Source organism: Enterococcus sp. DIV1420a (assembly GCF_051712165.1).
Taxonomy (GTDB): Bacteria; Bacillota; Bacilli; order Lactobacillales; family Enterococcaceae; genus Enterococcus; species Enterococcus faecalis.
Window position 1 is genome coordinate 185,457 of record NZ_JBIOOI010000002.1, and the last position, 10,430, is coordinate 195,886.

The 10,430-nt window shown below is 36.6% G+C and carries 18 protein-coding genes; all 18 read left to right on the forward strand.

The window, feature by feature from the left end; all coding sequences use genetic code 11:
• Window positions 1-512 precede the first annotated feature (512 nt).
• The 18 genes from IGI80_RS12055 to gpG all read left to right on the forward strand — a co-directional run bounded on the left by IGI80_RS12055 (window position 513) and on the right by gpG (window position 10,224).
• Window positions 513-791: a hypothetical protein gene (locus IGI80_RS12055; RefSeq protein WP_438723670.1), complete on the forward strand. Its 279-nt coding sequence runs from the start codon at window positions 513-515 to the stop codon at window positions 789-791.
• A 6-nt stretch (window positions 792-797) separates the two neighbouring features.
• Entirely contained in the window at window positions 798-1,112 is a 315-nt protein-coding gene (locus tag IGI80_RS12060) for a hypothetical protein (protein WP_438723672.1), read from the forward strand.
• A gap of 7 nt (window positions 1,113-1,119) precedes the next feature.
• Window positions 1,120-1,383, forward strand: a complete 264-nt coding sequence (locus tag IGI80_RS12065) for a hypothetical protein (protein WP_438723673.1) — start codon at window positions 1,120-1,122, stop codon at window positions 1,381-1,383.
• Window positions 1,376-1,687, forward strand: coding sequence for an HNH endonuclease (locus IGI80_RS12070; protein WP_438723675.1), 312 nt, complete (start codon window positions 1,376-1,378; stop codon window positions 1,685-1,687). The genes IGI80_RS12065 and IGI80_RS12070 overlap by 8 nt, the downstream gene beginning before the upstream one ends.
• Before the next feature lie 4 nt (window positions 1,688-1,691).
• Window positions 1,692-1,853, forward strand: coding sequence for a hypothetical protein (locus IGI80_RS12075; protein ID WP_438723676.1), 162 nt, complete (start codon window positions 1,692-1,694; stop codon window positions 1,851-1,853).
• Window positions 1,854-1,985: 132 nt separating this feature from the next.
• Window positions 1,986-2,540, forward strand: a complete 555-nt coding sequence (locus IGI80_RS12080) for a helix-turn-helix domain-containing protein (RefSeq protein ID WP_438723677.1) — start codon at window positions 1,986-1,988, stop codon at window positions 2,538-2,540.
• A 2-nt stretch (window positions 2,541-2,542) separates the two neighbouring features.
• Window positions 2,543-4,234, forward strand: coding sequence for a terminase large subunit domain-containing protein (locus tag IGI80_RS12085; RefSeq protein ID WP_438723678.1), 1,692 nt, complete (start codon window positions 2,543-2,545; stop codon window positions 4,232-4,234).
• A gap of 12 nt (window positions 4,235-4,246) precedes the next feature.
• A complete protein-coding gene (locus tag IGI80_RS12090; protein WP_438723679.1) occupies window positions 4,247-4,447 on the forward strand; it encodes a hypothetical protein in 201 nt (66 codons plus the stop codon).
• Entirely contained in the window at window positions 4,444-5,598 is a 1,155-nt protein-coding gene (locus IGI80_RS12095) for a phage portal protein (protein WP_438723680.1), read from the forward strand. Before IGI80_RS12090 ends, IGI80_RS12095 begins: the two co-directional genes overlap by 4 nt.
• Before the next feature lies 1 nt (window position 5,599).
• Window positions 5,600-6,304: a head maturation protease, ClpP-related gene (locus IGI80_RS12100; RefSeq protein WP_438723682.1), complete on the forward strand. Its 705-nt coding sequence runs from the start codon at window positions 5,600-5,602 to the stop codon at window positions 6,302-6,304.
• Window positions 6,305-6,308: 4 nt separating this feature from the next.
• Window positions 6,309-7,487, forward strand: coding sequence for a phage major capsid protein (locus tag IGI80_RS12105; protein WP_438723684.1), 1,179 nt, complete (start codon window positions 6,309-6,311; stop codon window positions 7,485-7,487).
• Between the two features lie 17 nt (window positions 7,488-7,504).
• Window positions 7,505-7,624: a HeH/LEM domain-containing protein gene (locus IGI80_RS12110; protein WP_438723685.1), complete on the forward strand. Its 120-nt coding sequence runs from the start codon at window positions 7,505-7,507 to the stop codon at window positions 7,622-7,624.
• Window positions 7,625-7,630: 6 nt separating this feature from the next.
• The gene (locus IGI80_RS12115; protein WP_438723686.1) at window positions 7,631-7,915 is read left to right on the forward strand and encodes a phage gp6-like head-tail connector protein; all 285 of its coding nucleotides are present in this window, start codon (window positions 7,631-7,633) and stop codon (window positions 7,913-7,915) included.
• On the forward strand, window positions 7,890-8,276 hold the full coding sequence (locus tag IGI80_RS12120) for a phage head-tail adapter protein (protein WP_438723687.1): 387 nt from the start codon (window positions 7,890-7,892) through the stop codon (window positions 8,274-8,276). The genes IGI80_RS12115 and IGI80_RS12120 overlap by 26 nt, the downstream gene beginning before the upstream one ends.
• The gene (locus tag IGI80_RS12125; protein ID WP_438723689.1) at window positions 8,273-8,665 is read left to right on the forward strand and encodes a hypothetical protein; all 393 of its coding nucleotides are present in this window, start codon (window positions 8,273-8,275) and stop codon (window positions 8,663-8,665) included. The genes IGI80_RS12120 and IGI80_RS12125 overlap by 4 nt, the downstream gene beginning before the upstream one ends.
• Complete coding sequence (locus tag IGI80_RS12130; RefSeq protein ID WP_438723691.1) at window positions 8,662-9,057, forward strand: hypothetical protein; 396 nt, start codon at window positions 8,662-8,664, stop codon at window positions 9,055-9,057. The genes IGI80_RS12125 and IGI80_RS12130 overlap by 4 nt, the downstream gene beginning before the upstream one ends.
• A gap of 33 nt (window positions 9,058-9,090) precedes the next feature.
• On the forward strand, window positions 9,091-9,684 hold the full coding sequence (locus tag IGI80_RS12135; protein ID WP_438723693.1) for a phage tail protein: 594 nt from the start codon (window positions 9,091-9,093) through the stop codon (window positions 9,682-9,684).
• Between the two features lie 192 nt (window positions 9,685-9,876).
• Complete coding sequence (gene gpG, locus IGI80_RS12140; protein WP_438723695.1) at window positions 9,877-10,224, forward strand: phage tail assembly chaperone G; 348 nt, start codon at window positions 9,877-9,879, stop codon at window positions 10,222-10,224.
• The last annotated feature ends 206 nt before the right edge of the window (window positions 10,225-10,430 follow it).

Consider the following 10,430-nt stretch of genomic DNA (forward strand, 5'->3'; position numbering starts at 1 on the left):
GATTCGCCACCGTTAAGGGCGACCGAATAATGATATAGGAATGTCAATAGATGTTTCTATCCTTCACGAGGAGGCATCCGCTTGCAGGGTGTCTCTTTTTATACATAAAATCATAAAGAGGTGACGCTGATGATTGCAAAGAAACGATTAGTCCTGAATAATATCACGTTTTGTTTACCAGGAATGGAATGTGAAGTGATTAAGAAAACGAAAAAGTACCACACATTTCAAAGAATTGAAAAGAATAAAACCATTAAATTTAGAGTTAGTAATGATTTAGTGCCAATATATTTTAGATAGGGTCACTCATTTGAGTGGTCTATTTTTATGCAAAAAAACCGCTAGTGTTGCCTACTAGCGGCCGGGTAGTAATATTTATTTTAGCCATACTTTAGAAATATCAACTGAAGTTACAAAGGAATTGCTACCCAATAAAAATATACCAAATAAACTATTTATTGTCTTTAAAAGGACGTGTGCCATGGACAGAATTTTTAGACAGGAGGGACAACATGCCGGATTATTACAACGAAAAACACTATCCTAGCCCGACACAGTTTGAAGCAGAGAAGCGCATTGAACAGGGAAATTATTGGTACATAGCTTTAGATGAAATTCATCTTGATAGTGCGCGTATCAAGAGTATTCAACGCTTAACGAACGCAACGATTGTCGAGTTTGGCACTGAAGCCACACCAGCTGAAATTGATCGTTACAAGTTGGTTTACTGTGGGCATGGTCGTTGGAAGGATAAGCATGTACAGAAGCATTTGAGAAAGTATACGAGGTGATAGTTCATGAATAAAAAAGAACAAATTAAAAAGCAACAAGCGCAGTTCTTAGAAATTATGAAGAAGGTTCGTGAAGAGAAAGATATAGATGCAATCGCAGAATTGTTTCTTGAAATCATTTCAGTATATGGGCTGAAGATGGATGAGACATCAGCATTACTTTATTACATCCAGAAAGAAACACTTGAAGCAGATCACAATGCACAGTTCTTAAACGAAAGATTGAAACTTGATGTTAAGTCGCTAGGTATCGAAGGAGTGTTACAAGTACAACGTGCGTTGGTTAGTACTTATATAGATGGATTGAAGAAAGGGAAGTGATTGGATTATGGAATTCAATAAAGATACATTAAATAATTCATCGGATCAAACGAATAATTTACTAGAAATAAAATTGAAAGATACTGATTCAGTTCCAGAAGTTTACTATAAAGGCGAACGTATAGACGAGATGCCAAAAGGATTAGTAGATGTATATTTTTATTGGAGAACAAAAACAGCGGATAGTTTAGGTGATGCCCAAGTTAGAGTTAAATATTGCGATAACTTAGAAGAAATAACTTGTATACACAATAAATTAACTAATGATTGATGTTACATCAAAGCAAGCGCGAGCGAAGTTCTATGGTTCATCAGAATGGAGAAGATTAAGACAGCAGTGTTTAAAGCGCGACCATTACGAATGCCAGTGGTGTAAAGAAGAAGGTAAGTTAACAACTCAATATGATTCTATTCTTGAAGTGGATCACATTAAAGAGTTGGAACATTATCCACAGCATGCCTTGGATATAGACAACCTAAGAACATTGTGCAAGGACTGTCATAATAAACGGCACGGTAGATTTAACTATAGAGAATCGAAAAGAAAAAGAAAGTGGGATGATGAGTGGTGGTAATCGCATGACGTGGCAAGTTGTTATAGCATTCTTAATTGGTTTAATAACAAACGTATCCATAAAGGTTGAGGATAAGAGTGAAGCATACCATAGAGGATTCATAAAAGGGATGGAATATAAAGTGGTGGGTGAAGTACAGCAAAAATCAACCAAAAGTGGGGGCTAACATACCCCCGTCGAAATATTTTACCCTAAAGTGGGGACTGCGGGAACCGGTGGATGGGGTCAATTCTTCAAATGCAACAAACTTTTTTACCCCCTCCCCCCTCCTCTGATATATGTTGAAATTAGAAGGAAGGTGATTAGTTTGGATTCTACATTAGTTGGATCGAGAATGAAGAAAAAAAGAATAGAAAAAAAGATGACACAGCTTGATGTAGCAACAAAAAGTGGTATTTCTAGTAAGTACTATGCAAGCATTGAAAATGGGAAAAATTCACCTAGTATTGAAAAGCTGAGTGCTATCTCAAAAGTGCTAGGATGCAGTTTACATTTCTTACTAAATGATCGCATGGATGATATGGAAAATCGTGTAACTTTAGAAAAAGACCGTCTTGAAAAAATTTTTAATAAAATTCCTCGTGACAGCCTAAATTTGGTTGAAGGACTAATCATTCAAGCAGCCCGATTAAAAATTTTATTAGATGATAATTGGAAAGATATTATCGAAAATGGAGAATATGAAAAGTTTAGACAAAGCGAAAACCAAATAGCTTATGATAGAAAAAGACCTATTGTCGAAAATTATGATAATAGAGATAAAACATACCAAGCAATTATTAAGCAACTCACCGATTTATTACCTCAAAATGTAAAAGCTGACAAAAAAAGTAAGTTACTCGGTAGGAAATAGAGATGCTCTCCAACAAGTATGTCGATCAATATATTCGCAAATGGAAATCTGGTGAGTTAATCCTTAACGAAAAAAGAATACAACTTTTAAATTTAATTGAAAAAGAAATTTTACCTCGTGACGATATATATTACTTCGATGAAGAGAAAATTGACAATTACATTGAGTTTAGTCAGGCTTGGTATTTTGAATTAGATGAATGGGAAAAATTTATTTCCGCATTCATTTTTTTGTTTTACAAAGAAGAGGATGAAGTTGTTTTTGATGAATTTGTCATTAACATGGGACGCGGTGGAGGTAAGAATGGGTTTATTTCAACGCTAGCAAATTATTTTGTTAGTTCACTTCATGGAATTGATTATTATGATGTTTCGATTGTAGCCAATAGCGAAAAACAAGCAAAAAGAAGTTTTCAAGAATGCTTTCGAGTAATTAATAAAAAAGGCAATGAAGATTTGAAAGAAGAGTTTGAAGCTTATAAAAGCAGCCTAACAGGATTAGAAACACAATCTGTTTTTGAATATAAAACTAGCAATGCAAGTTCTCAAGATGGTGGCCGTGAAGGGGCGGTTATTTATGACGAATATCATGAGATGGAAAATACGGATATTGTTGATGTATTTTCAGGTGGACTTGGAAAAGTAGATCATGGCCGACAATTCTTCATTGGTACCAAAGGGTTTGTTCGGGAAGGATATTTTGATATTAAGTACCGTGAGTGTGAAGATATTTTGAACGGCTTAACTGAATTTAAAGGTGTGTTTCCTTACATTTGTGAGTTGGATGCTATTGAAGAAATGGATAATCCAGAATGTTGGGCGAAAGCAAATCCAGCGTTGCAGCCACCTTTGAATAAGCGAGGGAAACGTCTTTTTAATGAAGTGATGAAAAAGTACAAGAAGTTATCTACGGAACCTTCTGGACGTGCTGCATTTGTTACTAAACGAATGAATTTCTTGGAAGACAATATGGAGAATTCTGTTGCTACGAGAGAAGAGATGATGGCAACCAATCGCCCTTTCTTTGAATTAGATACAGTACCGATTGGTTCAATCGACTTTGGCAGTGTTCGAGATTTTGCAACAAATGGCTTGCTGTTTAAAAATCGTAAAACAGATGAGTATGCCTTTAAAACATTTACATTTGCTATGAAGCATTTTTGTGATGTTCATTACGGCTACTCTTTAAAAGAGGAGTTAGTCGGTAGTGAGAAGCGAGCGCCAATAAAAACATGGGAAAAAATGGGTTTAATGAAAGTTATTGATGAACCTTCCCTGAATCCTAAACATATAGTGGATTGGTTTATAGATGCTAGGGAAAAATATGGTGTACGGATTATAGTCATGGATAACTACAAGGCAGATATTTTAGGTCCTATGCTTGAAAAAGAAGGATTTGAAGTAATTAGATTGAGAAGACCGTCTAACTTGCATCCCTTACTAGCTCCTCGTGTAGAAGATGGGTTTGCAAACCACAAATTTATCTTCGGAGATAACCCATTAATGCGCTGGTTTACTAATAATGTATATGTTAAGGAAACACAAGTGGGAAAACAATTTTTGAAAAAAGAGGAAGTTAAGCGTAAGGTGGATGGTTTCCAGGCATTTGTACATGCGTTGTATAAGGCTGCAGAGTTAGATGATCAGATTGATTACGATAATGCCTTTGATCTTTTAGATGAATTAGACTTTTAAGGGGTGATAGTTATGTATAAACCGCAGTACCTAAATATTGTTAGAACAACTAAATCTGCTTATGGTAATAATATTGCTTATTTCGCAAAGACATTTGTTACCCTCAATGGCTATAAGTGGGGGGGCACCAGCAAAAAAAGAAAACAAATCGGGGCGTCATTTTTTAGGGAAAATCAAATGAATTATTTTTTGAGAGGTGGTGAAAATATGTGAGTTTATTTGATGTTTTTAAGCAGTCAATAAAAAAAGAAACGCCCTCTGATTGGATTCCAGACTTTGTATTAGGCGATGAAGATTCGGCGCGTTCTTATTTAAAAATTATGGCCAAAAATACGGTGCTAGATTTTGTCGCACGAACCATGGCAACATTAGAGATTAAATTTAAGAATAAGCATGATACGGCAGATTGGGAGTATATTTTAAACGTAAGGCCTAATTCTGATATGTCAGCGGCTACTTTTTGGGAAAAATTTTTTTATTGTTTATTAGATGATAATGAAGTTTTAGTGATTTTCACTGAAGATAATCAATTATTAATTGCAGATAACTTTACTCGTAATGAGTATGCAATATATGATGATACATTTTCGAATGTAACGGTTAAAGACTATGTATTTCAAAAAACTTGGCAGATGTCGGATGTAATTTATATTGAATATAACAACAGTAAGTTAAGCCGCTTTACAGAGGGCCTATTTGATGATTATTCGAAGCTATTCGGCCGAATTATTGAAGTAGCGATGCGAAATAACCAAATTAGAGGATCAGTAACAATTGATAGTTCAGGAGGGGTCAATGAAACGCCAGATGGGAAGGGTGAAACAAGAACGCAACGGCTACAAGCGTACATTGACAAAGTTTATCAAGCCTTTAAGACGAAATCAGTTGCGATCGTGGCAAAGATCAAAGGATTCGAATACGAGGAATACACCAACAAACAAGGGGTATCCAATCAATCACTGGATGAATTAAATAAAATGAAATCCTCATTAATTGATGATATTGCTAACGCCATAGGAGTTCCTACGGCGCTTATTTATGGTGAAAAAGCTGAACTTGATTCTAATATTAAAGCGTTTAGAAAATTATGTGTTATTCCTTTAATGAAGAAGCTACAAGATGAATTGACTGCCAAGATTCTTACCCGACGGGAATATGTGCAAGGTGAACGAATTCAGGTTATTAAGGTCTTGCCAGCTAGCATATTAGAAAATGCAGTTCAAATTGATAAGTTAGTCTCTTCCGGAACGTTTCTACGTGATGAAGTTCGTTCGGAAACGGACTACGAACCTTTGCCGAATGGGGAAGGGAAAAACTTGATTATGACTAAAAATTATCATTTAGTGAAGGGTGGTGAAAAATAAAATGCCTAAACTTAAAAGTGTACCTTTTGAATTTTCTAATGAAGTAAAAGAAGGGAAATACGTTCTTACTTTATCAGGAATTATACGGAAAAAGTATTGGTCTGATGAAGATGTAATAGATGCAAAAACGATTCGTTCAACGCTTGATTCAGTTAATGATGATATTGTCATTAAGTTGAATAGCCCTGGCGGTGATGCGTTTGAAGGAATTGAAATCTATAATTATCTAAAAGAACATCCATCAAAAGTAACCGTGGAAGTAACTAGTCAAGCCGCAAGTGCGGCAACATTTATTTTATCTGCAGCAGATGAAGTGATTATGAATGTAGGAACGACTATATTGATCCATGAAGCTTCAACGTTTGCCTGGGGGAATAAACAAGCGGTACAAAAAGTGTTGAATTCGTTGGAAACAATTGATGAAGCAATACTTGATATTTATTCTGAAAAGACGGGTCAAACAAAGGAACAATTAGAAAATTGGATGAAAGTGGAAAAGCGTTTTACAGCAAATGAAGCGGTAGAATATGGTTTTGCTAATTCAATTAAGCGTGAACAGCAGCAAGAAGAACCCCAAAATGTTGCTGCAATGATTCAAAGTGCGGTTGCCACTGCGATGGCTAATTTACAACAACCTGTTACTAATCAATCGGAACAAAAACCAAAACAAAAATCATTAATCGCAAGATTACGAAAAGGAGAATAAAAATATGTTAAAAATTACTGATAAAACGGCAGATGCAAAGAAGGCTTTTAACGCTATTTCGGCCAAAGAAGATGCAACACCAGAACAAGTTAATGCAGCATTAGAAGCCTATGTAACTGCTATTGCAGAAGATGCGGGAAAACAAGTCCGTGCTGAGTATGAAGAGTTAAAAAATGTGACTGATAATCAAATTCTTCAAGCTCGGGGCATTCCAGTTTTAACAGCAGAAGAAACAAAATTCTACAATGAAGTAGAAAAAGCTGGCGGTTTCGACAAGGACATTACATGGCCAGTAACCATTTTTGAACGTGTATTTGAAGATCTTCAAAAGGAACATCCTATTTTACGTTTGGTGAATTTCACACCTACTGTTGGTTTAACTAAAACGATTCGTTCCCGCCGCAAAGGCGTTGCAGTTTTTGGTCCATTGCATAAAGATGTAGAAGGACAATTGGATGCTGAATTCGGAGTAGAAGAAGCAACACAAATTGCCTTAACTGCTTTCTTCTTAATTTCAAATGACACACTACACTTAGGCGCTCGATGGATTAACCGTTATGTACGTCTTTGCTTAACAGAAGCGGTTAAAGACGCTTGGGCAACTAAAATCGTTACTGGTACCGGTAAAGACGAACCAATCGGTTTGTTGAAAGATTTAGACGGTGCTGTTGTTGGTGGGGTTTATCCGGATAAAGCCAGCGTTGGCACGTTGACATTCAAAGATGCACCTTCAATGGTCACTGAATTTGCCGCTGTTATGAAAAAAATGGCTTCTTATAAACATTCAATTGGTACTGGTGACACAAATGCAACGGATGAAACACGTGTAGTTGATGGTAAAGTTTACTTAATCATTAATCCAGTCAACTACTACGATATTGTTGCGCGGCTAACGATCCAAAATGCAAATGGAGTATTTGTTACGAACATGCCATTCATTGCTCCTGATCACATTATCCAATCAGTAGATGTTCCTGTGAACAAACTAATTGTATTTATCGAAAATGGGTATGACGCTACTCAGTCACAGCCTGAAAAAATTTATGAATACAAAGAAACGTTTGCGATGAAACGTGCAACTCTTTATGCAATCGACATGTTGGGCAACGGTAAACCTGTTGATAATTACGCAGCACAAATCTATGACATTGCTATTCCAACTAGTGGTGGTTTGGGGGAGTAACAACGCCTAACGCTCGTATGGCGACTGTAGATTATTCTAGTCTTACAATAGCTGAACTTAAAGCGTTGTTAGGCGAGCGCGGAGTAACTTATCCAAGCAACGCTAAAAAACAAGAGCTAATCGATTTATTGGGGTGATGATGAATGAACACACAAGTATATATTACGGAATTCAAAAAGCGTTTTCGTATTTTTAATACTTCTGAAGATGAAGAAATCGGACAACAATTAGAAGATTCTTATCAAGATATTCAATCACTTATTGGCTTGTTTGATCCAAAAAAATACCGAAAAGGTAAAGAATTAGTATTTGAGCGTACTCGTTATTTGAGGAATGAGGCACTTGAATATTTTTACGGGAATTTTCAGACGATGATTATGGATGCATCCATAGATTTGGCAGGTGAGAAGTTTGTCAATCCATCATAAATATAAAAGACCACAAGTAGTAGCGGGTGATTTAAATATGCCCGTTACTTTTTTTGAGTCTACTCCTGAAAATGGTCCCGAGCCTGGTGAAGTAAAAAAGAAGATTCTTTACGAATGTACGGCGCTTGTGTACAACCCGTCCATTAAAGACAGGGAAATTTTACACGTTAAAGGAACACAAGAAGGTTTAACAATTAAAATTCGCGATCCGCATCAAGATTATATTCCAACAAACAAACATAAAGTAATTATTGATGATTACAGGATTTTGCCGGCTGATAAAGAGTGGGAAATCATCGACGTAGCACCTGATTTTGAAGATAATCGTTTTATTAAAATGGTTTTAGGGGGGACGTCATGAGTGAAGTAACAGGTTTAGAAGAAATTCTCAAAAATATGGAAGATAAACTAGGACAAGCACGAGTAAATAGAATTGCCAATAAAGCTTTAAAAAAGCAAGGCGAAAGAAACAAGCAAATTGTAAAGAAATATATGGCTAGTTATATTGATTCAGGAAAAACGCATGATTTAGTTATAAGTAGCGGTGTAAAAAGTAATCCCAAACGAGTTGAAACTGGCTGGGCTTCAAAAGAGCGTGCGCCGATTGTCCATTTAAATGAGTTTGGTTATACACGCTATGGCGTTTATGTACGTCCTCGCGGGATGGGAAAACTTCAAGCCGCAGCTGATGAAATCCAAGCGAAAGCATTCAAAGACATGAAAGCGGATATGGAGGAATTAGCCAAATGAAAGATATGATGATGGAAGTTTACAATGCGTTGATTAAAAATGAAACAATTAATGAACTAGTCACCCCCCAACGAATTAAGTTTTATGAAGTACCTGAAACTTTGGATACTACCCAGCCTTTTATTCTCGTTGATAACTTTCTTGGACCACAAACCAACGCTTATTTTGCCAACAATAAAGCTTTGTCAATTCGGGTTAATTACCAAATCAACGTGGAAGCTACGGATAGAATGATAACCAAGAAAATTTCTAAAGCCGTTGAAGAAACCATGAAACAAATGGGCTTCGGTCGTCTTGAGGGTGGCTTGGATCATTATTTTAGTGAAACAAAACGTTTTGTAGACGCAAGACGTTATAGAAAAAATACAAAAATTCATGACACCGACTACTAAAGTGGGGGTCTATTTTTTAGGAGGAAAATAGTTATGCAAACTTATGGCTTTGATTCAATGACAATTATGCAATTAGACGCAACGCTAAAACCGATACCAGGTACAAAGGTAGTGATTAATGGGACCCCGAAAGAAGGAGCGGCGGCCAGTTTTGATTTAACGGGCTTAACCAAAGCCCCTAAAAAAGTTTTTGGTTCGAATGTTGCTTATTACGTGGCACGTAAAGGACATGGGGAAGTGGCAGCAAACTTTGGTATTTTAGATATCCCAGCTTTGATCGAGCACGAAATGTTGGGACATACCAAAACTAGTGAGACAAGTAAAGTTCATCATGTGGGTGAAAATACAGAGCCGCCTTATTATGCTGTTTTGGTGGAATCTAAAGATTTATATGGTGGTAGCGTAGGGTTTGGTATGTACGCGGGAACATTCTCATGTGACGGATTTAAAGCTAATACTCTTACGGATGAAGATTTTACACCTGAACCCGGCGAATATGTTTATGCGGCCATTTCTAAAAAGATTGGTGATGAAAAGGTTACCGTAGGCTTCGCTGATGATGCCGCCGCGGTGGAAGAATTAAAAATTGAATTATTCGGTCCGGAAGCTTCTGCATTGGAAAAGTAGCCAGCCCCAATAACGGGGCGATAAGTAACCAAGAAAAACCAACAGAAGTCAGTACCGTCGTTGAAATAAAAGATTGGTTGACGATGCAGGGCATTGATTTTTCAGGAAAAACATTAAAGGCTGATTTATTAGCATTAATACCTAAAGACTAGTCGAATTGACTAGTCTTTTTATTATGAGGGAGGAATTTTCATGGAACGTAACATTGAATTGAATTTACAGATTAACGGGAAAATACAAACGTTCACACAAACATTTGTACCATTTTCTAAACGCATGGACTATATCCGTTTAGAAAAAGAATTGCAAGAGAATGCCAAAAAAGCCGGCCGGAAAGTGACGCAAGAAGAATATTGGGTCGTGCAAACTAAATTTGTAGCAGATTTATTTGCTGAAAAAGAAGTGACCGAAGAAGCTATCATGAACGGAATCGATGTTTTAGATGCTGACAAAATTTGGGAAATCATTCGTTATCGGGTTTTAGGATTTTCAAAAGAAGAGGATGAAGCCCTAAAAAAAGCAATGGCGGAGGAAATTTAACTTGGGCAGCTTTTTATGCTATTCAAGTTAGTTTTGTCCGGGATGCTGTCACACGATTAGGGTGGACCATTCGAGATTTTATGTGCACGGATTGCTTAGATATTGATGAAATTTTATTGAAAGCACCTAAAAAGAAAAAACAAAATGTGCGCCCGTTATCGGAGTTGGTTAAAAGCCAGGGAGCATAAAAGGAAGGAGGTAATTAG

Excerpts from the sequence above, each read along its gene's own strand:
- IGI80_RS12085 (WP_438723678.1), top strand. The coding sequence starts at position 2,543 with ATGCTCTCCAACAAGTATGTCGATCAATATATTCGCAAATGGAAATCT.
- IGI80_RS12130 (WP_438723691.1), top strand. The coding sequence starts at position 8,662 with ATGAAAGATATGATGATGGAAGTTTACAATGCGTTGATTAAAAATGAA.
- IGI80_RS12065 (WP_438723673.1), top strand. The coding sequence starts at position 1,120 with ATGGAATTCAATAAAGATACATTAAATAATTCATCGGATCAAACGAAT.
- IGI80_RS12115 (WP_438723686.1), top strand. The coding sequence starts at position 7,631 with ATGAACACACAAGTATATATTACGGAATTCAAAAAGCGTTTTCGTATT.
- IGI80_RS12105 (WP_438723684.1), top strand. The coding sequence starts at position 6,309 with ATGTTAAAAATTACTGATAAAACGGCAGATGCAAAGAAGGCTTTTAAC.
- IGI80_RS12100 (WP_438723682.1), top strand. The coding sequence starts at position 5,600 with ATGCCTAAACTTAAAAGTGTACCTTTTGAATTTTCTAATGAAGTAAAA.
- gpG (WP_438723695.1), top strand. The coding sequence starts at position 9,877 with ATGGAACGTAACATTGAATTGAATTTACAGATTAACGGGAAAATACAA.
- IGI80_RS12125 (WP_438723689.1), top strand. The coding sequence starts at position 8,273 with ATGAGTGAAGTAACAGGTTTAGAAGAAATTCTCAAAAATATGGAAGAT.
- IGI80_RS12075 (WP_438723676.1), top strand. The coding sequence starts at position 1,692 with ATGACGTGGCAAGTTGTTATAGCATTCTTAATTGGTTTAATAACAAAC.
- IGI80_RS12060 (WP_438723672.1), top strand. The coding sequence starts at position 798 with ATGAATAAAAAAGAACAAATTAAAAAGCAACAAGCGCAGTTCTTAGAA.
- IGI80_RS12070 (WP_438723675.1), top strand. The coding sequence starts at position 1,376 with ATGATTGATGTTACATCAAAGCAAGCGCGAGCGAAGTTCTATGGTTCA.
- IGI80_RS12090 (WP_438723679.1), top strand. The coding sequence starts at position 4,247 with ATGTATAAACCGCAGTACCTAAATATTGTTAGAACAACTAAATCTGCT.
- IGI80_RS12135 (WP_438723693.1), top strand. The coding sequence starts at position 9,091 with ATGCAAACTTATGGCTTTGATTCAATGACAATTATGCAATTAGACGCA.
- IGI80_RS12055 (WP_438723670.1), top strand. The coding sequence starts at position 513 with ATGCCGGATTATTACAACGAAAAACACTATCCTAGCCCGACACAGTTT.
- IGI80_RS12110 (WP_438723685.1), top strand. The coding sequence starts at position 7,505 with ATGGCGACTGTAGATTATTCTAGTCTTACAATAGCTGAACTTAAAGCG.